The sequence below is a fragment of the Streptomyces sp. ActVer genome, assembly GCF_027270795.1.
Lineage (GTDB): Bacteria > Actinomycetota > Actinomycetes > Streptomycetales > Streptomycetaceae > Streptomyces > Streptomyces umbrinus_A.
Genome location: NZ_JAPWHT010000160.1, coordinates 1 through 20,535, shown reverse-complemented (window position 1 = coordinate 20,535; position 20,535 = coordinate 1). Strand labels below are relative to the sequence as shown.

Here is a 20,535-nt window from a genome sequence, read left to right as displayed (position 1 = left end):
CCCACCCAGCCCGTCCGGCGTTTGAGGACGAGGCCGTTCAGGCCGATGCGGGGGCCTGGGGGCGGCAGCCCCCGGTAAGTGACGGGAATGGGTAGGGGCGGCGGGGGCGAAAACAGGTGTCTCAGGATTCGAACCGAGTTGGACGGCACCGCCCGCCCGGGCATACTGCTCCCATGCTCACGCACGAGACCTTCGTCTTTACCTATGGCAACCGGCCCACCGGCTGCCATGGTCGTGCTGCTTGAGCAACTGACAAGCGACTTCCCAGGCGCCCCGGGCCGACAAGGCCCGGGGCGCCTCGCGGTTTCCGGACCTTGCCGCTCCGGGGCACCCCACTCGAAGAGGAGCCCCCGAGATGAGCACAGCCACCGACACCGCCAAGAACACCACCGCGGACAGGACCGGCGCCCGTACCGAAGAGGCCGCCGACGTCGTCACCGGCGCCCGCGAACGCATCGACGCCCTCGACGACCGCATCATCGGCCTCGTCCAGGAACGCATGGCGATCTCGGCGGTCATCCAGGAGGCCCGCATCGCCTCCGGAGGCCGCCGCGTGAACCTGTCACGCGAGATGGACGTCCTCGGCCACTACAGGGACGCGCTCGGCAAGCCGGGCACCTCGCTCGCGATGACGCTCCTGGAGCTGTGCCGGGGCCGCATCTGAAGACAGCCCTCTGAATCCGAGCATGCTGAGGACGTCCGGGATCCGCGTACGACACCCGCGTACGACGGACGTCCGGTGCACGCACGTACGCATGTCCTCTCACCCGTACGGCGCGTGACCGCCCCGCGGCGGGCTTCGTTGGTCCCGGTGTCCGTGTCAGCCAGGGGCGGGCCCGAAGAACCACGCGTGGCTCCGCTGGAACGATGAGGCGTACGGACGTGCGCCGTGGGACCTCGTTCCAGAGAAGTGACCGGACGGCAGGGGACAGCAGCCCGGTCACCCAAGAGAGGTCGGCTCCGGGGACGCCCGGAGCCGGCCGGCGGAATCTGTGCAAGGGCGGTCGAAACGGTTGCGGAGGCCGCGGCCCATCGAGCACGATGTTTGGAACTACCCCCAAGTCCCAGAGCAGACAGCAGCATTGGATCGTCTTACCGCCATTGGTCGATACCACGCGCACTCCCCCCGTGCGCCGGGGCGCCGACCCGGCGGAGAAGCCAGTAAACGGCGCACCCCCCGGCGCCGTCCCGCAGGCACCGGCGCTGCCCTGACGTCGGTGCTGACCACGAAGGGCCCCGCGGTTGTCCCGCGGGGCCCTTCGCCTGTCCGTACGCCGTGCGGCCGGTCCCGTATCCCGGACCGCACCGGGCCGGGCCGTCCCGTCAGGCCGTCGTCTTCTTCAGCTTGGCGAGCTGCGCCTCGACGAGTTCGGCCGGGACCTCGACCTCGTCGGCGTCCAGCATGTTCATCGAGCTGAAGGCCACCAGCGTCGAACCGTCGCGGACGACCGTGTACGCGGCCGGTACCTCCGCCCCCTCGATGGAGGCGACCAGCCGGAACGCGACGGACTCGTCGCCCAGCTTCGGATCGGCCAGCGCCTTGACCCCGGAGTACTTGTAGCCGACGTACCGGTACGCCGTGCACTCGCCGGTCGCCTTGCGCAGCCCGGCGAGCACGTCGTCGGCCTCGCCGGACCCGTACGAGAGGAGGGCGAGCGTGGTCACCGAGGCGTTCGTCTCGTCCTTGGCGGTGACGCCGCGGCTGAGGGAGGTCCGTGAGACCGGGTCGGTGGTGAACAGGAACATGTCGGCGACCGGCTGACACTTGGCCGGGCCCGCCGGGGAGGACGCCCCCTGGAGATCGGCGGAGCCCGCCCCCTCGACCTTGTAGCCCTTGACGTCACCCGTCGTGAGCGCGGCCTTCTTCAGCTGCGCCCGGGTCAGGGGTTCGTCCGCGTCCGGGGCGGCCGAAGAGCCGTCCTTGCCCGACGCCTTCGCCTTGTCCTCGGCCCCGTCCCCACCCTCGTCCGTGTCCTTCGCCTGCTCCTTCGACTCGCCGGCCGACTGTGCGGCGGCCGGCGGCCGTGCCGCCTTCTTGTCCCCGTCGTCGCCGCCCGCGCACGCCGAGGCGCATCCGAGGCCTGCCACGACCGATGCGGCCACCAGGGTCCGCACGATCCTTCTGCTCACGCCCGTGCTCATGTCCGTGCTCATGTCCGGGACACCGTTCCACACTCCTCCGTCCCGGACTTCCCGATGTCCCGGCTGCGGTCGTACGGGTCGGTCGTGGGCCCGCTCGGCGGCGCGCCCGTGGGATCGGCCGAGTCGAACTGCGGGTGCAGGAAGCCGTCGTAGACGTCACAGGCGGAGTTGGCGAGGTCCTGGTCGTAGCGGTTGACCGAGAGCCGGCCCGGGGTGACCTCGTACTTCGCCGGGTTGACGAGCTCCAGGTCGAGGACGCGACGGACGATGGTGCGGGAGACCTCGGTGGAGTCCGGGTCGGCCGGGGCCAGCGCGTAGACGAAGGTGTAGTCGGCTTGACATCCTCCCCCCTTAAAAGAGGGGGATTCCAACCCATTTGGGCTGAGGTTCACGGACACTCGATCCCTTGCGGGGTGTTGCCCCTCCGGCACCGGCTGTTCGCCGGGGGCGAGGAATCCCGCCCTGTCCTGCCGCGACGTTGGCTGCTGCGTTGGTGTCCGCGTTGCAGGTGAAGCCGCAGAAGGAGCAGACGAACCCGGCTTGGCTCTTGCGCGAGTTCTTGTCGATCCATCCGCAGGCACTGCACCGCAGACTCGTGTACGGGGCGGGAACGTCCTCGACCCGGCCGGGAGCCTTGTGCTCCGTGCGCTGTCTGAGCAGGCCCCAGCCCTGGGCGAGGATGGCCCGGTTGAGCCCGGCCTTCTGCTTCACGCGTTTACCGGGCCGCTCGACCGTCCCCTCCGCGGAGGCGGTCATGTTCTTGATGTTCAGCTTCTCGAACCGCACCAGGTCACAGGTACGGGCGAGCATGGTACTGGTCTTCTCACACCAGTCCTTGCGCCGGTCGGCTTCCCGCGCCTTGAGACGGGCCACCTTCGCGTACTCGGCCGTCTTGGCCCCGCTCCCCTTGGGGGCGCGGGCGGCCCGCCGCTGGTGCTTGCGGATCTGCGCCTGCTCTTTGGCCGTGAGCTGGGGGCAGTTCAGCTTCCGCCCGTCCGACAGGGCGGCGGTGATCTTCACGCCCCGGTCGATGCCGATGACCTCACCGGTACCGGGTGCGGCGATCGGTTCGGGGACGACCGCGAACGCGATGTGCCACTGCCCGTTGCGAGAGGTGACCCGGAACGTCTTCGCGGCAGAGAGCTGCGGACGGGTGAGGCGGAAGCGGACCCATCCGCAGCCGGGCACCTTGACCTGAGCCCACCGCCGGCTGAGCTTCTGCACCACCACGGACCGGCCCATGACCTGCTTGCCCTTGGCGTTCAGCTTCGGCGCCCCGCCCGTCTCGAACTCTGGTACGCGGTCGGTGCCGATAACCCGGAAGCCCTCGTGCCCGAACTTCTTGCGCCAGGTTGGCTCACCGAAGCCGGAAGTGAAGCGGGCATTCTTGGCCTTGGAGAAGTCCTTCAGGGCCTGCTGCTGCACGTCCGCATTTCCGGCACCGAGCCACCCGTTCGCACGTCGGGCCTCGGTCAGCTGGCGGCACTGCTCGGCGAAGCCGGGCGCGGACTTACGACCCGGCTTCCAGTGCGAGTGCTGTTCGACGGCGAGGTTCCACACGTACCGGGCGTGCGCGCAGTGTTCACGCATGACCACCTCCTGGGCGGTCGTCGGGTACATACGAAACCGGGACATGGTCCCATGTTAGCATCATATTGGGTCCAGTGCCAGAATGGGACCATGACGAAGCATGTGAACCTGCGCCTCCCCGACGACGTGCACGAGATGGCCGTGGCCGCTGCGGCTGCCGATGACCGCTCCCTGAACTCATGGCTGATCTCCGTGGTGCGTCACGCTGCCGAGCCGGGTGAGACGCCGAATCGCCCTGGCGGCGATTCGGCTGCCCTTGCCCCGCTACGCGGGAGCGGGCACTCACCCCGACCCTGAAGGACTTTGTTGGCGCATTCGGTTGATCAGACGGCCAGCTCTAGTCCAAGGCGGGCGAATCGGCTGATGCGGGTGGCACCAAAGCACTAACTGGTAGCGAACGCTTCGCGCACCTCGGAAGACAGGGTCACAGCCGACCGCCGAGTCGGCCATGCCGTCCTGCTGGGCGCCCTACAAGACGGCGCCTGCCGTCGACGACGAGGTCAAGGCCACGTCGCGACCCGACCCCGCGGCGGGTCACAGGCCGCTCACCAGAAATTTATGGGCAGGTCCGCAAAGCCGCAGGACCGGAATAGAACGCGCTGGTGATCAGCGGATGGCAGGTTCGAGAACGGGCTCCGAGAACGAAACTTGGACCACACGAGCCCCTGCGACGCCTTCACCATCAGTTATCACTTGTGTCATTTGAGGAACATCTGAGCCGGAACCGTGCCCTCCATGTACCTGATCAGATTGGCGATGACCAGCCGGGTGTAAACCCCTTCCGAATACGGGGGTTGGGGTGTACTTGATGCGCCCGGACGCATGTTCCGAAACGGAGTAACCGTGCAGAACGGCACCAGCCGCCGCGCCTTCGCCAGAGCCATAGCCGCCCTGGGAACCGCCACCATCCTCACGTGGACTGCCGGAGCGACGGCCGCCACCGCTGACCCCGGAATCGAGCGCAGCGGGCAGACGACCTCCCCGGCCGTCTACATCAGGTACCTCTCTTCTCCCAAGTTCGCCAACGATGAGAACGCGGCGCGAACACTGAGCGAGTTCAAGGCTCTGTCCGCCGCCGACAAGGAGAAGTACCTCGACTACCTCAACGAACGCGAGGTACTTGAGGCGTTCTTGCTCGCGACTTCTGAGGCCGAGCCAGGGACGGACCCCGCAGCGGCACCCACATCCCGGACCACGACCGTCGAGAAGTCATCGTCGTCGTTCAACGGCGATGTGGTCGTGGTGGCAGAGCAGGAAGCCACCTTCACACCGGACGCCACTACGGGAGTGCAGGCAAGGGGGAAGCTGTCCAGGGGAACCTGGGAGACCAAGTACTCCCACTCCCAGAAGATCCTCGGCGTCACAGTCACCCGACTGTCAGTGTGGGTGAACTACTACACCAACGGCAGCAAGATCACGAGAGTCAACTTCGCCGAGTGCGGCAAGCGGAACTTCAACGCCGCCGTGGCCATCTCCAACAGTGTGCCCAGACACTGGAAGGACGGCTCCTACGCCAACGGTTCCGTCGTGTGGGAAGGCAGCATCATCTACAAGGGCTTCGGCGTCAGCATCGACAAGCGCCAGAAGGTCTGGGCGAACGAGTACGGCTTCCGCGGCGGATATCTGAAGAACCTCTAACCCGAAGGGGGACCGCATGACCATGAATGGCAAGACGATCGTCATCGTCCTGTCCGTCGTCCTCGCAACCCTGATGGCCCTCGCGATTGCGGGGTTCGCTTTCTTCGCAACCGCCGACGGGGAATCGAGCGGGAGCGATCACAAGGTCGGCGGAGCGACTCCGGTTGCCATCGTCCGGGAAGGAGCGGTGACATGAGATCGTTCGCTGCCACCACACGCGAGAAGGTGACAATCGGCGTCCTCGCCGTGCTGATCGTCCTCGTGGTGAACGGCATGCTGCACAACATCACCTGGTGAACGGCACCTCAGCGCCATGACGCTGAGGTGAGAACCTCCCGCAGTCGATCGTCAGGCTGCGGGAGGTCCTTTCCCGGAGAGCCCGAGGTTCGCGCTCACAGCAACCACATCACGCGCCCCGGGCATCGCACACCACACTGTCGATCGGGCTCCAGGGCACCACAGAGTCCCGGCGTCAGAGGTGGGGACGATCGTGACGTCGCTGCGGCCAAAGGGTCATCAGAGGATCGCGGTCAGGGCGGTGGGGGCGGCACATCGCACGGTACGCCGACATATTGATCAGGGATCGCTGGCACGTGCCGTTCGAGGACGAGGCCAGGCTCTATCCCGCAGATGGCAGGCGGTGTCAGTCGCCGGACCGCAATCCGCCATGCGACCCAGCCCACATAAAAATTCTGTGAGTTCGGGGACAACCCTTTACAGGAGTCACAGGTCTCACTTGCGGAACCAACGGCCGTACCCGCGTACCCCGCGCGCGGAGGCCTCCCAAACTCTCGTGCCGCAATGCTGCGGTACGCCGGACTCTCCGAGGTCTTCATGAAGCTTCGCCGTGTCATGGCCGCCGCGGCCACGACGGCCGTCATAGCTCCGCTCGCGCTGCTGTCGGCTCCTGCCGCCTTCGCGACGGACCCCACGCCCACCGGGACCGAGTCCGCCACGACGACGCCGAGCGCGACGCCGACCACCACCGAGACGACGACGCCCAGCGCGACGCCCACGACGACGCCGCCGAGCACCGAGATCCCCTCGGGCACTCCGACCCCGAGCACCAGCACGACGCCCACCGGGTCGCCGACCACGACGCCCGGGCCGAGCGAGGAGCCGACCGACCCGGACGTCCCGTACTGCGAGGACCTCGACGAGAGCTACGGAGACGCCAAGGTCTCCGCGGACATCAAGGGTCTGCCCGGCAAGATCGTCGCGGGCGACGGCTTCCACAACTTCAAGCTGGTCGTCACCAACGAGTCGAAGGCCGACATCAAGGGTGTCGCCTTCTACGCCGAGATCGAGAACTACGAGCTCGACGAGGCGAAGTTCCTGAGCCCGTACGTCACGCTGGAGTTCAAGAACACCGAGTCCGGCAAGTGGGAGCGGATCGGCGACGAGAACTGGGCCGGTGACTACTTCTTCTACGTCGAGTCCCTGAAGGCGAAGGCGAGCGAGAAGGTCGACCTGCGCTTCAGCGTCGACAAGGGCGCTCCGGCCGGTGACTCGTACTCCTTCGGCTCCGGCGCCTACCTGGACAACATCAAGGGCCAGGACTGCATCGCCGAGGGCTGGGCGCAGTACGACTTCGAGGTGCTGAAGGCCGGCTCGGCCAACCCCGACCCGGGCACCGCCGGCCCGAGTGACAACGGCAAGGACCCGGTGAAGAAGCCGCAGGGCAACGTCTCCGAGCTGCCGACCGGCAACCTCGCCGAGACCGGCTCCAGCTCCGCCCTGCCGACCATCGGTCTCGTCGGCGGCGCGGCCGTCGTCGCCGGTGCCGGCGCGGTGTTCGTCGTCCGCCGCCGCAAGGCAGGCGCCGACGCGTAAGCGCTCCGCTGGGAGCGTGTGATTCGTCTGCGGGCCGGTGGGGGCCGGTCGCGCCCCGCGGCGGAGCCGCAGATGTCACAGCCCCGCGCCGCTCAGGGGCGCGGGACGCGTAAGGCGTAATGCGCTTCACGCAAGAAACGAAGGACCTGCGCTCGGAGGGGGGCGCAGGTCCTTCGTCGTTTCCGGCCGCCTGTTGCAAGACGTACGGCCGGAGTTACTTCTTCGGGGGCACCGTCGGCATTCCCAGGAACGGCAGGCGCAGTGCGCCGAAGGCGTCCGCCGGGACGGCGGGGGCGAGGGGCTCGACCGGCTTCAGGCGCTCGTACGCGGCTCCCTGCGCCGGACGCGGGTCCGCCTCGCCCTTGTTGGGCCAGTACGACATCGCGCGCTCCGCCTGCGCGGTGATCGTGAGGGAGGGGTTGACGCCCAGGTTCGCCGAGACCGCGGCGCCGTCGACCACCGAGATGCCGGGGTGTCCGTACAGCCGGTGGTAGGGGTCGATGACGCCCTCGTCGGCCGACGCGCCGATCGGGCAGCCGCCCAGGAAGTGGGCGGTCAGCGGGGTGCCCATCAGCTCGCCGACGTTCGAGCCGGCGAAGCCGTTGATCTCCGCGGCGATCGCGGAGGCGGACTCCGAAGCGGCCTTGATCTGCTTGGGGTTGGGGGCGCCATGGCCCTGCCGGGCCGTCAACAGGCCCTTGCCCGCGCCCTTCGGCTTCAGGTACGTCGTCAGGGAGTTGTCGAGGGACTGCATCACCAGGCCGATGATGGTCCGCTCCGACCAGCGGCGGTTGGAGAGCGAGCGGGCGACGAGGGTCGGGTGCTTCACCGCGTTGACCAGCCAGCCCAGAACCCTCGACGAGCCCTCCGCATAGGGGACTTGGAGGATCGACAGACTGCCCATCGAGTTGGAGCCCCTGCCGTAGCGGACGGGCTCGATGTGGGTGTTCTCGTCCGGGTGGACCGACGAGGTGATCGCGACTCCGCGCGTGAAGTCGACCTTCGCCTCACCGGTGGCCTTCCGGTAGCGGCGGTTGTCGGTCTGCGCGCCGACCAGTGCCTCGGAGTTGGTACGGGTCAGCTCGCCCAGCCTGCCGGACAGGTACGGGAGTTGGCCGCTCGACTTCATGCGGTGCAGCAGGGTCTGTGTGCCGTACGTACCGGCGGCGAGGACGACCCGGCGGGCCTTGAAGGTCCGGCCCTCGCCCTTGCGTTTCTCGTCCGTGGGGAGCGTCGCGACGGCGTAGCCGCCCTGCGAGTCGTCCGTGACCGACACGACGGTCGTCATCGGGTGGACGACCGCGCCCGCCTTCTCGGCGAGGTAGAGGTAGTTCTCGTTGAGGGTGTTCTTCGCGCCGTGCCGGCAGCCCGTCATGCACTCGCCGCACTCGGCGCATGCCTTACGGGCCGGGCCTGCCCCGCCGAAGTACGGGTCGTCGACCTGCTGTCCCGGGCTCGCCTTCGCGGTTCCGTCGGCGTCCTCGCCGTCACCGAAGAAGACACCGACCGGTGCCATGTGGAAGGTGTCGCCCACGCCCATCCGCTGGGCGGCCGCCTTGAGATGGACGTCCGAGGGGGTCATGGTCGGGTTGAGCCGTACGCCGAGCATCCGCTGGGCCTGGTCGTAGTACGGCTTCAACTCCTCCTGCCAGTCGGTGATGTCCTTCCACTGCGGGTCCTCGAAGAACGGCTTCGGCGGTACGTAGAGGGTGTTGGCGTAGTTGAGCGAGCCGCCGCCCACGCCTGCGCCCGCGAGGACCATGACGTTGCCGAGGAGGTGGATACGCTGGATGCCGTACATGCCGAGTTTCGGCGCCCAGAGGTAGTTCTTGAGGTCCCAGGAGTTCTTGGGGAGCGTGCCCGGGGTGAAGCGGCGGCCCGCTTCCAGGACGCCTACGCGGTAGCCCTTCTCTGTCAGGCGAAGGGCTGTGACGGATCCGCCGAAGCCGGAGCCGACGACGATGACGTCGTAGTCGTAAGCGTCCTGAGGCACGTGCTTTCTCCCCTTTGAGTGTGCAGTGCGGGTGCTCTGTGGTTGCTCGCGCCCACGCGGCGGAGCCGCAAATCGATACAGCCCCGCGCCCCTGAAGGGGCGAAGCCCCTCAACAGACCTCTAGCGGAACCGGAACGCCTTCATGAGCCTCAGGCTGCGGCTCATGAACTGGGCGTAGCCCTCGTCGTCCATGCCGAGGGACGGGGCCATGGGCAGCAGGCGCTGCTGGGCGACGGTCTGGGCCTCGGTGTACTTGAGGATGCCCTCGGAGCCGTGGCGGCGGCCGAGGCCGGATTCCTTCATGCCGCCCATCGGGGACTGGACGCTGCCGTAGGCGGGCGCGTAGCCCTCGTTGACGTTGACCGTGCCGGTGCGCAGGCGGGCCGCGACCTTGGCGCCGCGGCGGCCGTCCTTCGTCCACACCGACGAGTTGAGGCCGTACGGCGTGGAGTTGGCGAGTTCGACCGCCTCGTCCTCGTCCTTGAAGCGGTAGATGGAGACGACCGGGCCGAAGGTCTCCTCGTTGCAGACCGCCATCGGCGCCTCGACGCCGTCGAGGATGGTGGGCTCGAAGAAGTACGGGCCGATGTCCGGGCGTGCGACACCGCCCGCGACGAGCTTGGCGCCCTTGGAGACCGCCTCCTCGACGTGCCGGGTCACCGTCTCCAGCTGGCGCTCGCCGACCAGCGAGCCCATCTCGGCGCCGTACGAGAGGGACTTGCCGAGCCGCATCGCCCTGGTGCGTGTGGCGAACCGCTCCACGAAGGCGTCCGCGATCGACTCGTGGACGTACAACCGCTCGATGGAGATGCAGAGTTGGCCCGCGGACGAGAAGCAGGCGCGGACCGCGCCCGCCGCCGCCTTGTCGATGTCGGCGTCCTCCAGGACCAGCATGGCGTTCTTGCCGCCGAGTTCGAGGGAGACCCCGACCAGGCGGGCCGCCGCGCTCTGGGCGACCTCGCGGCCCGTGCGGGTGGAGCCGGTGAACGAGACGTAGTCGGCGCGCTTGACGACCTCCGGGCCGACGACCGGTCCCTCGCCCAGGACGACCTGGAAGACGTCGGCCGGCAGGCCCGCCTCGATCAGCAGGTCGCGGGCCCACAGGGCGGTGAGGCAGGTCTCGGTGTCGGGCTTCATCACGACGGCGTTGCCCGCGACGAAGGCGGGGATCGCGTCGCCGACGGAGAGTTCCAGCGGGTAGTTCCAGGGGGCGATCTGGCCGACGACGCCCCGGGGGTGGCGCAGCTCGGTGACCTTGGTGAGGGTCGGCACGGCGCCCGCGTGGCGCTTGGGCTTGAGGTACGAGACGGCCTTGCGGCCGTAGTGGCGGGCCGCCACGGCGACGGCCTGCACCTCCTCGTGGGCGTGCAGCCGGGCCTTGCCGGTCTCCAGCTGGATGAGGTCCAGCACCTCGGCCTGGCGGGCGAGCACCAGGTCGTGGAAGCGGAGGAGGACGGCGGCGCGCTGCCTGACCGGGGTCTGGGCCCAGACGGCCTGGGCGGCGCGGGCCTTCTCGTAGGCCCGCTCCACGTCCTCGGGGGTGGACTCGGGCAGGTCGGCCAGCTTCTCGCCCGTGAACGGCGTGTGGTTGGCGGTGCGGCCCGAACCGACCACGCCACGCGTGAGCTGCGCGATCAGCTCCGGCGTGACCACGTCAGCAGCCGTGCGGGCGCCCTCGGGGGCGGGCGCGAGGGGGTTGGTGCCGGTCTTTTCCGGGGCGTGTACCGGGGCCTGCGAGTCGGTCATGGCCCGCAGCGTATGCCCGGGCCCGCCGCTTTGGGTACCCGGCGGTAATAGGGATTCACCGAGTGCACACACAGCGCCAGCGATCACTGGCAATGAATGGCCTGATCAGGGGGTTGTCCGGCGACGATCAGGGCCCGACCGAAAAATCGGAGCGCGGGGACCACTTCCTCGACCCGCCGATCTCCAGTCGGTCGCGCGCTCCCTTGAACACTTCGGTGCCCCTTTTCTCGTCCGCCGTCCCCTTCGGCATGTCGACACGCAGCTCGTACAGCCGGCTGTCGTCGGTGAGGATCATCAGCTCCATGACGCGGACCAGCCTGCCCTCGGTCTCGTAGGTCGTGTCGACGAGCACGGCCTCGTTCCCGTCGAAGGACGTCTTCGTGTACTGCGTCTGCGACTCCCCGTATCCGGCCCACGTCTCGGCCGAGTCCTTCGCCTGGTCCATCGGCGAGCGCGGCGCCTCGTCCCACTGGGTGAGGCGGACCTGGACGACCTCGTCGTTGTCGTAGATGGCCATGCGCGGCTGGTCGTCGGGGCCGCCCTGCTCGTGGAAGCGCACGTACTGCCTGGGGAGGGAGAGGACGGCGTTCAGGTCCTGCTCCTCGTGGGCGACCCAACTGTCCCTGGTCGTCGGCGAGGTCGAGGCCCGCTGCTTCGGGGTCACCGACGGCTCGCCCCCTACGGCGGACGCGCTGTCGTCGGTGAGCGAGGTCCCGGCCCAGACACCACCCGCGACGAGGAGGGCACCGGCCAGGACTCCTGCCACGAGGCGCGCGGTGGAGCGCCTGCGCCCGGGACGTACGGGGATGGGCTCGGCCCGGGTGTCCTCCGACGGGGCGGGGGGCTCGGAGGGGGTGCCCGCCTCGGAGGAAGTGGCCGTGTCCGATTGGGCGGGTGACTCCGGCCGGGACGATTCCGCCGATGCCGCCGACGCCTTGGGTGGCCCGGACGGCTCGGACGACCCGGAAGCCTCCGGCTGCTCGGGCGACTCGGACTGCCCACGCGGCTCAGGTGACTCCGACGACCTCGAATTCTCCGGTGCCTCGTCCGAGGCGGGAGGCCTGACGAGCTGTACCGTCCCCGAATCATCCGCGAACTCCCGTAACGCGGAGGCGTCCTGAGGAATCGTCAGGTCTCCCTGCGGAGCCGTGGCCGGGACCGGCCACCGTTCCGCCACCGCCTGCAGCGCGACGACGACCTCGTCCGCGTCCGGTCTCTCGTCCGGGTCCTTCGTCAGGAGCCGCACGATCAGGGCACCGAGTGGCCCCGCCTGCTTGGGTTCCGGCGGCTCGGCGGACAGGATCGCGGCGAGGGTGGACTCCAGCGTCGTACGCCGGAAAGGGGACCAGCCCTCGACGGCCGCGTACAGGCAGACGCCCAGGGACCACAGGTCCGCGGCCGGGCCCGCGCCTCGGCCGGACATCCGCTCGGGTGCGATGAATTCGAGGGAGCCGACGAACTCCCCGCTCATGGTGATGGATTCCTCGCCCTGGATGTGGGCGATGCCGAAGTCGGTGAGCACGACGCGGCCGTGCTGTCCGAGCAGCACGTTGGCGGGTTTCACGTCACGGTGCACGATGCCCTTGGCGTGCGCGGCCTTCAGCGCGCCCACGACGGCGAGCCCGATCCGGGCGGACTCGGCGGGCGGGAGCGCGCCGCGCTGCAGTACCTCGTGGAGGGACTCGCCGCGGATCAACTCCATGACGATCCAGGGCAGTCCGTCCTCCACGACCACGTCATGGATGGCGACGGCCGCCGGGTGTTCCACGCGCGCGGCCGCCCGCGCCTCCCGCTGGAGCCGGTTGTACGCGCGCTGGTGGGCCGCGTCCTGCGGATCGCCGGGCAGGCGCGGCTCCTTGACCGCGACGTCCCGCTCCACGAGTTCGTCGACGGCCCGCCATACGGTGCCCATGCCGCCGGAGCCGATGCGCTCGGCCAGCCGGTAACGGCCGCCGATCAACCGCCCCCCGTCATCGCTCATGCCCCATCAGTACCGTGCGGGGCCCGAGCTTGTCGACGTCATGCGGTGGTTCACGCGGTGGGCGGGGTCCGGTTCTCGGGCAGAGGCTCGTCCCTGGGCAGGGCCCGGTGCTTGGGGAGTGCCGTACGGCCCACCGCCGCAGCGAGTTTACGCAGCCGGCGCCAGTCCATCGGGGGCTTGGTCTCCGGAACGCCCGGCCGGTTCCAGGGGACGCGCACGCGCAGCGCGCCGGGCTCGATGCGGCACCGTACCGGGGTGGGCAGGACGAAGGCCTCTCCGTCCACGCCGGCCTCGATCTCGGGGCGGTCGGCGTCGACGACCACCTCGCGGGCCGTGAGCACCGTGAGCCCGGTGGAGTGCACGCCCAGCAGCAGCCCGGCCGCCTCGGCCGCGTTCTCCACCTTGATGCCGAGGACTCCGAGCAGACCGGACTCCAGCCGCTCGCGGTAGCCGAGGCCCGCGGGATCGTCCATGCGGTAGGGGTTGTTGCTCACGAGGAGGGCCTGGGGCGCGTCGATGACGGCCACCCCGGGTGCCTCCGCCCCGTTCGTCGCGCCGGTCCCCGAGGTCTCAGAGGTTCCAGCGGTCCCTCCGGTCCCGCCCGTCTCCTCGATCCGGGCGCTCAGCCGCGGCCCCCGCTGGTGCGTGAGCAGCTCCGGCAGCAGCTCCAGCGTCGTACGCACCTTGTCGTCCCGGTACTCGGGGCTCTGCACGACCACCGCGTACGCCCCGAACGAGGCGTTGTTGACGAAGGGGTGCCCGTCGGCGAAGCCGAGGTCGACACGGACCTCGACCCCCGAGCCGGTGAGCGCGTCGAGGCAGGCGGCCGGGTCGTTCCGGTCGAGTCCGAGGTCCATGGCGAAGTGGTTCCGGGTCCCGGCGGAGACGACGAGGAACGGGATGTCGTGCTCGGCGGCGATCGCGGCGACCAGCGCCTGTGTGCCGTCCCCGCCCGCGACGCCGAGCAGGTCGGCCCCGTCCGCGACGGCCCGCCGGGCGAGTTCGGTGACGTCCTCCTTGTGCTCGGGGTCGAGGAGGTGGACGCGCGCTCCGAGCCGCTCGGCCTTCTCCTTCAGCCCGAACTGCTCGACCTTCCCGCCGCCGGACCGCGGATTCATGATGAGGAAGGGCCTGGCGGGGGCGGGGGTCCGGTGCTCGGACACGCGCACGGCATGCGACTTGGTCAGGCTGAGCGCGAACTTCCCGGCCCAGACGGCGAAGCCCCACAGCGCCAGGGACAGCACGACGACCCAGAGCAGGTTCGCGGCGGCGAAGAGCCCGATGACCGTGGCGGGCGTCGCGAGGGCCAGTACCCCGGCCGCGGCCCGGGCCGGCCCCCGGAGGGTCAGCACCCACCAGAGCGCGGCGACCGTGACCGCCGTGCCGAGCACCCCGACCACGAGGAGCAACACGCTCGCGGCCCGGGCGAATCCGATCGGCAGCAGCACGGCGAGGCCGGCGGCCGCCAGGGCACCGCGCGCCGCCCACCGCTGGCGTGCGTGCGCACGCACGTCGAGATCCAGGCCCACGCCCGTCACCTCTCTCCACAGGAAGCCGCGGGGAGGGTCGGCGGCTGTCGTCCCTGTTGTCCGTCGGTGCTGAGCAGTATGCCGTTCCGGAACCGGCTTGACGTTTTCTTGACCCGCCCTCAGACTCCCAGTTTCACCGCAATACCACCGAATAAACATTCGAATAGGGAAGAGACTCGCGCTGCCGCGTCCCGGCGCCGCAGCCGTTGCGTCCGTCCTCTCGCTCGCCCTGGTGACCGGCTGTTCCGACAGCGGTTCCGACTCCGGATCGGGCAAGGACGACAAGGCCGCGGGCAAGGAGCCGGCCGCGGCAGCGAAGACCCTCGGCAAGAGTGAGCTGGAGAAGCTCGTCATCGCGACGGCCGACGTCAAGGGCTTCAAGGTCGGCCCGGCCGACCAGTCCGACCAGTTCGCCTCCTCCAAGGAGGAGATCAAGGTCGTCGACGAGAAGTGCGCGCCCCTCGCGTACGTCCTCACCGGCTTCGCGCCGGGCGACTCGGCCTCGTACGTCAACCGCATGGCCCAGGAGGACCCGACGGCCAAGGCGAGCGCCTCCCCCACCAAGGACCTCGAGGACATGACCGAGGAGGAGATGGAGGACGCGATGAACTCCATCACCGACGCCCTCGGTTCGACCGTCACCCTCGTCTCGCTGTCCTCGTACGAGGGCGACGGCGCGAAGGAGACCATGTCCTCTCTCCGCCGCGATCGAGGGCTGCGGCGGCTTCACGGCCACGGCCAAGGAGGAGCCCCAGAAGTTCAAGAAGGTCGAGGCGGAGAAGGCCTCCGGGAACGGCGACGAGTCGCTGGCGTTCGCGGTGACCGCGGACTCCGAGGGCGACCCGGTCGTGCACGCGGAGGTCGCGCGGCACGGGAGCACGGTCGCCACGTACTACTCGATCAGCATGGCCGCGTTCGCCGACGACGCCAAGGTCTCCGACTACGACGTACCGGCCGACCTCATCAAGGCCCAGACGGCGAAGCTCCGCTGAGGCGAGGTCTGTTGAGGCGAAGCCGGTAGGGGGCGACGCACACACGGAGGGCGGGCCGGGTTCACCGGCCCGCCCTCCCGTGGTTGACGTGTCAGCCGATGGGCTGCGGCATGGGCCGGACGTCGTAGGCGAGGCCGATGGTGTCGCCGCCGGCGGGGTCGGCCAGTTCGACGCGCCAGCCGTCGGCGAACTGGTCCACGCCGGGAGCCATCGGGATGGTGCCGGAGATCAGGACGGTCCCGGGCGTCAGCTCGCCGCGGGACCGCAGGACGTCGACCCAGTAGCCCGGGGTGAGGAGTTCGGCGAGCGTCCCGGCCTGGATCTCGGTCTCGGTGCCGTCGTGGCTGACCCAGGCGCGCAGGGTGATCCCGTCGATGCGGGACTCCACGTCGGCCAGGCGCCAGGCGCGGCGGGCCAGGACGTCGGGGCCGGCGTTCTTGCTCCACGCCACCCCGTGCACCTCCAGGTCCCGGTCGGTGTGGTCACAGGCGGCGGTCAGCAGCAGTTCCCCGCCCTCGGCGACGACCAGCGCCCACTCCGCCTCGCCGGAGGTGCGGCCGTGCTGGACCGCGACCCGCTCGGTCTGCTGGGCGAGGTACGGGGAGACGGGGTAGAGCGCCGGCGTCACGGACGGGCCCGGCACGCCCAGCTCGGCGAGCTCCGCGACGTGCGCGGCGACGTCGTCCTGGCTGCGCCCGGCATACCCGGCGTTGAGGACCTGGACGACATCGACCTCGCGCGTCGATCCGTCGGGCAGTTCGAAGGTCAGCACGGCCATGAGGGCACTCCCAGGATTCGGGGAACGGGAAACGGGGGTCGGGAACGAGGGCCGGAAACGGAGATCACGGACCGGGGACCGGTCCGCGGATCCTGATTTCTCCGCGGTTAACTTCCGGCGCAGGGGTTGCGCATACGACCTGTATACAAGAAGTATGCCGGAAGGTCGATGTCCCCGAGCAAGGATGGGCACCATGCACGACACCCCGAAGAGCGACGCCGGGGCCGCGGAGAAGCGCTCCGGCGTCCGCCGCGCCTTCGTCGCGAGCCTCACCGGCACCGCCCTGGAGTGGTACGACTTCGCCGTCTACTCCGCCGCGGCCGCTCTCGTCTTCGGTGATCTGTTCTTCCCGTCGGAGGACCCGCTCACCGGCACGCTCCTGGCGTTCTCCACCTACGCGGTCGGCTACGTCTCCCGTCCCCTCGGCGGATTCGTCTTCGGCCGTCTCGGTGACGTGATCGGCCGCAAGAAGGTGCTGATCGCCACGCTTGTCCTGATCGGCGTGGCGACCTTCCTGATCGGTCTGCTGCCCGCCTACGGAACGATCGGCGTGGCCGCGCCCATCGCGCTGGTCGTGCTGCGTTTCGCCCAGGGCGTCGGCGTCGGCGGCGAGTGGGGCGGCGCCGTGCTGCTGTCCAGCGAGTTCGGCGACCCGCGCCGCCGGGGCTTCTACGCCTCCGCCGCACAGGTGGGCCCGCCCGCGGGCAACCTGCTCGCCAACGGTGTGCTCGCCGCCCTCGGCGCCCTGCTGACCGAGGCGCAGTTCGAGTCCTGGGGCTGGCGTGTGGCGTTCCTGCTGTCCGGCGTACTGGTCGGCTTCGGGCTGTGGATCCGGGCCAAGCTGGAGGAGACCCCGGTCTTCAAGGCGATGGAGGCCGAGCAGTCCCGGCCCGAGGCCCCCGTCCGCGAGGTCTTCACCACCCAGCCCCGCGCCCTGACCGCCGCGATCCTGTGCCGGGTCGGCCCCGACGTGCTGTACGCCATGTTCACCGTCTTCGTGCTGACCTACGCCACCCAGGAACTCGACATGTCGCGCGGCTCCGCCCTCGCGGCCGTCCTCATCGGCTCCTCGGTCCAGGTCTTCCTGATGCCGCTGGCCGGCGCGCTCTCCGACCGCGTCAACCGGCGCCTGCTGTACGGCGTCGCCGCGGTGGCCGCCGCGGTGTGGCCGTTCGTGTTCTTCCCGATGGCCGCCGGCGGTTCCTGGCTGCCGCTCGCCGCCGGAGTCCTCGTCGCCCTGGTGATCCACTGCTGTCTCTACGGACCGCAGGCCGCCTTCATCGCCGAGCAGTTCTCGCCCCGGCTGCGCTACACCGGCTCCTCGCTGGCCTACACCCTGGCCGGGATCATCGGCGGTGCCATCGCCCCGCTGCTGTTCACCACCCTGCTGAGCGCCTACGACAGCTGGGTGCCGCTGGCCCTCTACATCGCCCTCGCCTGCGCGGTCTCCGTGGTGGGCGTGCTGCTGGGCCGCAACCCCGAGGCCGCCGTCGACGAGGACGCGGAACTCGCCGCACCGAAGACCCGGGCCGCGGCGGACGTCCCGCTCCCCCGCTGACAACGGCCACACGACCCCGCCCAGACTCGCCCCGGACAAGGAGGCCCCGCAGTGCGGATCGCCATCGGCCAGCTCACCACCGGCCCCGACCCCGACAAGAACCTGCGCCTCGTCGAGGAGTGGACGCGTCGCGCCGCGGACGCCGGAGCCCGCGCGGTCGTCTTCCCGGAGGCTTCGATGGCCTGCTTCGGCACGCCGCTGGCCCCGCTCGCCCAGCCCCTCGACGGGCCCTGGGCCGACGGCGTACGCGAGATCGCCCGGGAGACCGGCACGGTCGTCGTGGCCGGCATGTTCACCCCGGCCGACGAGGGGCGGGTGGCCAACACCCTGCTGGCCACCGGCCCCGGCGTCGAGGAGTCGTACGACAAGATCCACCTGTACGACGCCTTCGGCTTCCGCGAGTCCGAGACCGTCGCCCCGGGCTCCCGCCCCGCAGTGATCGACGTGGACGGCGTCCGGCTCGGCCTGGCCACCTGCTACGACGTCCGTTTCCCCGAACTGTTCCGGGCGCACGCCGACGCCGGAGCGGTGGGCACCCTCCTTGCGGCCTCCTGGGGAGCCGGCCCCGGCAAGGTCGACCAGTGGGAGCTGCTGGTGCGGGCCCGCGCGCTGGACGCCACCGTCTGGGTCGCCGCCGTCGGCCAGGCCGATCCCGGCACCCCTCCGGGCCCCGCGCCGACCGGCATCGGGCACAGCCTGGTGGTCGGCCCCGACGGGACCGTACGGGCCTCGCTCGGCGCCGAGCCGGAGCTGCTGGTGACGGATCTGGACGTCGAGGAGGTCGGCGCGGTCCGCGAGAAGACGTCCGTACTGGCGAACCGGCGGCCCGAGGTGTGGCGATGAGCGAGGTGTGGCGATGAGCGGGCCCGAGCTGGAGTTCCACCGCCCCGACGGACCCTGGCGCGCCCCGGCCGGCGCCGGACCCGGCGTCGAGGAGTGCGTCCTGGCCGAGGACCCCGGGAGCGGCCGGCGCACCGCACTCGTCCGCTGGGCGCCGGGCACCGACACCTCGGCCGGAGGCGTGGCCCGGCACGACGTGTGGGAGGAGGTCTATCTCGTCGAGGGAGCGATGTACGACCTGACGCTGGAGCGCACCTTCACCGCGGGCATGTACGCCTGCCGTCCCCCGGGCATGCCGCACGGGCCCTGGACCTCACCGGACGGCGTGACGATGCTCGTGATCACGTACCCCTGATCCGGCGGGCACGGGAGCGTCCCTCGGCGGAGGGACGGCGCGCGCCCGGCCCCTCCGTCCCCGAGGAGCGGCTTCAGCCGTCTCAGCCGTCGAGGAGCACCTTGAGGGTCGACTCCAGGTGGTGGTCGATGGCCGCGCACGCGGCCGGCGCGTCACCGGCGGCGAGGGCGTCCACGATGGCCTCGTGCTCGTCGAGCACGGCCTTCTGCCGTCCCTGCTGGTTGAAGACGGCGACCACCCCGGCGCGGACCTGGCGGCTGCGCAGACCGTCGTAGTGCCGGTCCAGCAGGGTGTTGCCGACGGCCGACACCAGGGACGCGTGGAACCGGTGGTCCACGGCGATGAACTCCCGGGTCTCCTCGGCGCCGGTGAGCGCGCGCTGCTCTTCCAGCAGGGAGCGCAGCTCCTCCAGGGGCACCCGCCCGGCCGCGACGAGCCGCTCGGCCGCGTACCGCTCGACGAGGCCGCGCAGCTCCATCAGCTCGCGCACCTCGCGCCCCGTCAGAGGCGCCACCCGGGCACCTCGCTTGGGCACGAGCTCGACCAGGTCCTCCGCGGCGAGCAGCAGCAGCGCCTCCCGGATGGGGGTGCGGGAGACACCGATACGATCGGCGAGCTCCTGCTCGGACACGAAGGCCCCCTGCATCTCGGGGTCCGTCAGCACCGTGTCCTTGAGATACGCGTAGGCCTTCTCCCGACCGGACGCCACGGCAACCCCCAGACATCGCATACAGTTTGTATACCGACGCTACCACGGGGGTTCCCGCACAACACCGGGCCGTGTGCCGTCACCAACTCGCCGTGGCAGCCTGAGCACCTCCCCGACGCGGCGGGCTCAGAGCGTGTCGATGTCCAGGTTCGCGATCGCCGTCTTCGCGACCTCGCGCCCGCGCTCGGTGAAGTCACCCTCGCCGGGGTAGCCGATCATGAGCTTGTACATGTCGCCGGACTTGGTCTTGTAGTAGAGGACCTGCATCTCGCGCGGACGCGGGGATTCGGTGTCCGTGGTCGAGTAGGTGATGGTGTTGAGGGCCGCTTTCCGGTCCTTGTACGTCGTCGGATCCGGCTTGCTCTTGGGAGCGGGCTCGGAGTCCATGTCCATGCCGTAGCTGCCGCTCTGACGGTAGCTCGCGTCGTCGTCGTACATCTCGGCCGCCGCCGACCCGGCGATGTCACCGGTGTCCTCGGCCTTCTTGGCCAGGGTGAGGCTGATCCAGAGGCTGCCGCTCAAGTCGGTGAACTGGACCCAGTGTTCGCCCTTGGCCGCGTCGGGCTTGGGCACGGTCTTCTGGTAGCCGGCCGGCACCGCCATCGTCGCGCCCAGGGCCTTCAGGTCCTTCTTGTTCCAGTTGTCGGGCAGCGGCCCCGCGAACGGGTCCGCGACCACGAGGTACGCCGCCAGCGCGGCCGCGACGACCACGGCACCGATCCCGATCCACCCCTTGCGGCCGACCCGGATCGACCTGCCGCCGGGCTCCGCCATCCGTACGACCTGCGTGGGCGCGGGCTCGGGCGGACGCGCGGCCTGCTCCACGGACGTGTACGGACGGCCGCCGCGCC

The 20,535-nt window shown here is 70.1% G+C and carries 18 protein-coding genes and 1 pseudogene; 9 read left to right on the top strand and 10 right to left on the bottom strand.

Features of this window, described 5'->3' with window-relative positions; genetic code table 11:
- The first annotated feature begins 355 nt into the window (after positions 1-355).
- Positions 356-664 (top strand): chorismate mutase, encoded by a 309-nt coding sequence (locus tag O3Q52_RS25195; protein ID WP_269651025.1) that lies wholly within the window; start codon positions 356-358, stop codon positions 662-664.
- 659 nt (positions 665-1,323) lie between these two features.
- On the opposite strand, the gene O3Q52_RS25190 is transcribed toward O3Q52_RS25195, so the two are convergent.
- The 3 genes from O3Q52_RS25190 to O3Q52_RS25180 are packed head-to-tail and all read right to left on the bottom strand — an operon-like array spanning position 1,324 to position 3,777.
- Positions 1,324-2,154, bottom strand: a complete 831-nt coding sequence (locus O3Q52_RS25190; protein ID WP_269651024.1) for a hypothetical protein — start codon at positions 2,152-2,154, stop codon at positions 1,324-1,326.
- Entirely contained in the window at positions 2,151-2,513 is a 363-nt protein-coding gene (locus O3Q52_RS25185; RefSeq protein ID WP_332112941.1) for a hypothetical protein, read from the bottom strand. Before O3Q52_RS25185 ends, O3Q52_RS25190 begins: the two co-directional genes overlap by 4 nt.
- A complete protein-coding gene (locus tag O3Q52_RS25180) occupies positions 2,494-3,777 on the bottom strand; it encodes a transposase (RefSeq protein ID WP_269651023.1) in 1,284 nt (427 codons plus the stop codon). Before O3Q52_RS25180 ends, O3Q52_RS25185 begins: the two co-directional genes overlap by 20 nt.
- 6 nt (positions 3,778-3,783) lie before the next feature.
- Between O3Q52_RS25180 and O3Q52_RS25175 the strand changes: the two genes are divergently transcribed.
- The 4 genes from O3Q52_RS25175 (at position 3,784) to O3Q52_RS25160 (ending at position 7,203) form a co-directional block, all read left to right on the top strand.
- Complete coding sequence (locus tag O3Q52_RS25175) at positions 3,784-4,029, top strand: toxin-antitoxin system HicB family antitoxin (protein ID WP_332112940.1); 246 nt, start codon at positions 3,784-3,786, stop codon at positions 4,027-4,029.
- Between the two features lie 546 nt (positions 4,030-4,575).
- The gene (locus tag O3Q52_RS25170) at positions 4,576-5,370 is read left to right on the top strand and encodes a hypothetical protein (protein WP_269651021.1); all 795 of its coding nucleotides are present in this window, start codon (positions 4,576-4,578) and stop codon (positions 5,368-5,370) included.
- Between the two features lie 16 nt (positions 5,371-5,386).
- Positions 5,387-5,566, top strand: coding sequence for a hypothetical protein (locus O3Q52_RS25165; RefSeq protein ID WP_269651020.1), 180 nt, complete (start codon positions 5,387-5,389; stop codon positions 5,564-5,566).
- A gap of 605 nt (positions 5,567-6,171) precedes the next feature.
- Positions 6,172-7,203, top strand: a complete 1,032-nt coding sequence (locus tag O3Q52_RS25160; RefSeq protein ID WP_269651019.1) for an LAETG motif-containing sortase-dependent surface protein — start codon at positions 6,172-6,174, stop codon at positions 7,201-7,203.
- A gap of 214 nt (positions 7,204-7,417) precedes the next feature.
- Here O3Q52_RS25160 and O3Q52_RS25155 read toward each other — a convergent pair whose 3' ends face one another.
- The 4 genes from O3Q52_RS25155 to O3Q52_RS25140 form a co-directional block, all read right to left on the bottom strand.
- Positions 7,418-9,196: a GMC oxidoreductase gene (locus O3Q52_RS25155; RefSeq protein WP_269651018.1), complete on the bottom strand. Its 1,779-nt coding sequence runs from the start codon at positions 9,194-9,196 to the stop codon at positions 7,418-7,420.
- 120 nt (positions 9,197-9,316) lie between these two features.
- Entirely contained in the window at positions 9,317-10,942 is a 1,626-nt protein-coding gene (locus tag O3Q52_RS25150) for a succinic semialdehyde dehydrogenase (RefSeq protein ID WP_269651017.1), read from the bottom strand.
- A 127-nt stretch (positions 10,943-11,069) separates the two neighbouring features.
- Positions 11,070-12,923 (bottom strand): serine/threonine-protein kinase, encoded by a 1,854-nt coding sequence (locus tag O3Q52_RS25145; protein ID WP_269651016.1) that lies wholly within the window; start codon positions 12,921-12,923, stop codon positions 11,070-11,072.
- Positions 12,924-12,973: 50 nt separating this feature from the next.
- Positions 12,974-14,452: a diacylglycerol kinase family protein gene (locus tag O3Q52_RS25140; protein ID WP_269651015.1), complete on the bottom strand. Its 1,479-nt coding sequence runs from the start codon at positions 14,450-14,452 to the stop codon at positions 12,974-12,976.
- Positions 14,453-14,684: 232 nt separating this feature from the next.
- Between O3Q52_RS25140 and O3Q52_RS25135 the strand changes: the two genes are divergently transcribed.
- On the top strand, positions 14,685-15,473 hold the full coding sequence (locus O3Q52_RS25135) for a hypothetical protein (RefSeq protein WP_269651014.1): 789 nt from the start codon (positions 14,685-14,687) through the stop codon (positions 15,471-15,473).
- A gap of 62 nt (positions 15,474-15,535) precedes the next feature.
- Here O3Q52_RS25135 and O3Q52_RS25130 read toward each other — a convergent pair whose 3' ends face one another.
- Entirely contained in the window at positions 15,536-16,222 is a 687-nt protein-coding gene (locus O3Q52_RS25130; protein ID WP_269651013.1) for a DUF2848 domain-containing protein, read from the bottom strand.
- Between the two features lie 193 nt (positions 16,223-16,415).
- On the opposite strand from O3Q52_RS25130, the gene O3Q52_RS25125 reads away from it, so the two are divergent.
- The 3 genes from O3Q52_RS25125 to O3Q52_RS25115 are packed head-to-tail and all read left to right on the top strand — an operon-like array spanning position 16,416 to position 18,975.
- Positions 16,416-17,780 carry an MFS transporter gene (locus O3Q52_RS25125; protein WP_269651012.1) on the top strand — a complete coding sequence of 455 codons (1,365 nt, stop codon included), beginning with the start codon at positions 16,416-16,418 and terminating at the stop codon, positions 17,778-17,780.
- A 51-nt stretch (positions 17,781-17,831) separates the two neighbouring features.
- Positions 17,832-18,623 carry a carbon-nitrogen hydrolase family protein gene (locus O3Q52_RS25120; protein WP_269651011.1) on the top strand — a complete coding sequence of 264 codons (792 nt, stop codon included), beginning with the start codon at positions 17,832-17,834 and terminating at the stop codon, positions 18,621-18,623.
- 13 nt (positions 18,624-18,636) lie between these two features.
- Positions 18,637-18,975, top strand: coding sequence for a cupin domain-containing protein (locus O3Q52_RS25115; RefSeq protein WP_269651010.1), 339 nt, complete (start codon positions 18,637-18,639; stop codon positions 18,973-18,975).
- Positions 18,976-19,057: 82 nt separating this feature from the next.
- Here the strand turns inward: O3Q52_RS25115 and O3Q52_RS25110 are convergent, their stop codons facing one another.
- Together O3Q52_RS25110 and O3Q52_RS25105 are read right to left on the bottom strand one after the other, a co-directional pair.
- Positions 19,058-19,684: a GntR family transcriptional regulator gene (locus O3Q52_RS25110; RefSeq protein WP_269651026.1), complete on the bottom strand. Its 627-nt coding sequence runs from the start codon at positions 19,682-19,684 to the stop codon at positions 19,058-19,060.
- Positions 19,685-19,810: 126 nt separating this feature from the next.
- A pseudogene (locus tag O3Q52_RS25105) lies at positions 19,811-20,535 on the bottom strand (serine/threonine protein kinase); the annotation flags it as partial.

Excerpts from the sequence above, each read along its gene's own strand:
- O3Q52_RS25195 (WP_269651025.1), top strand. The coding sequence starts at position 356 with ATGAGCACAGCCACCGACACCGCCAAGAACACCACCGCGGACAGGACC.
- O3Q52_RS25190 (WP_269651024.1), bottom strand. The coding sequence starts at position 2,154 with ATGAGCACGGACATGAGCACGGGCGTGAGCAGAAGGATCGTGCGGACC.
- O3Q52_RS25180 (WP_269651023.1), bottom strand. The coding sequence starts at position 3,777 with ATGTCCCGGTTTCGTATGTACCCGACGACCGCCCAGGAGGTGGTCATG.
- O3Q52_RS25175 (WP_332112940.1), top strand. The coding sequence starts at position 3,784 with ATGTTAGCATCATATTGGGTCCAGTGCCAGAATGGGACCATGACGAAG.
- O3Q52_RS25165 (WP_269651020.1), top strand. The coding sequence starts at position 5,387 with ATGACCATGAATGGCAAGACGATCGTCATCGTCCTGTCCGTCGTCCTC.
- O3Q52_RS25160 (WP_269651019.1), top strand. The coding sequence starts at position 6,172 with ATGCTGCGGTACGCCGGACTCTCCGAGGTCTTCATGAAGCTTCGCCGT.
- O3Q52_RS25150 (WP_269651017.1), bottom strand. The coding sequence starts at position 10,942 with ATGACCGACTCGCAGGCCCCGGTACACGCCCCGGAAAAGACCGGCACC.
- O3Q52_RS25145 (WP_269651016.1), bottom strand. The coding sequence starts at position 12,923 with ATGAGCGATGACGGGGGGCGGTTGATCGGCGGCCGTTACCGGCTGGCC.
- O3Q52_RS25130 (WP_269651013.1), bottom strand. The coding sequence starts at position 16,222 with ATGGCCGTGCTGACCTTCGAACTGCCCGACGGATCGACGCGCGAGGTC.
- O3Q52_RS25125 (WP_269651012.1), top strand. The coding sequence starts at position 16,416 with ATGCACGACACCCCGAAGAGCGACGCCGGGGCCGCGGAGAAGCGCTCC.
- O3Q52_RS25115 (WP_269651010.1), top strand. The coding sequence starts at position 18,637 with ATGAGCGGGCCCGAGCTGGAGTTCCACCGCCCCGACGGACCCTGGCGC.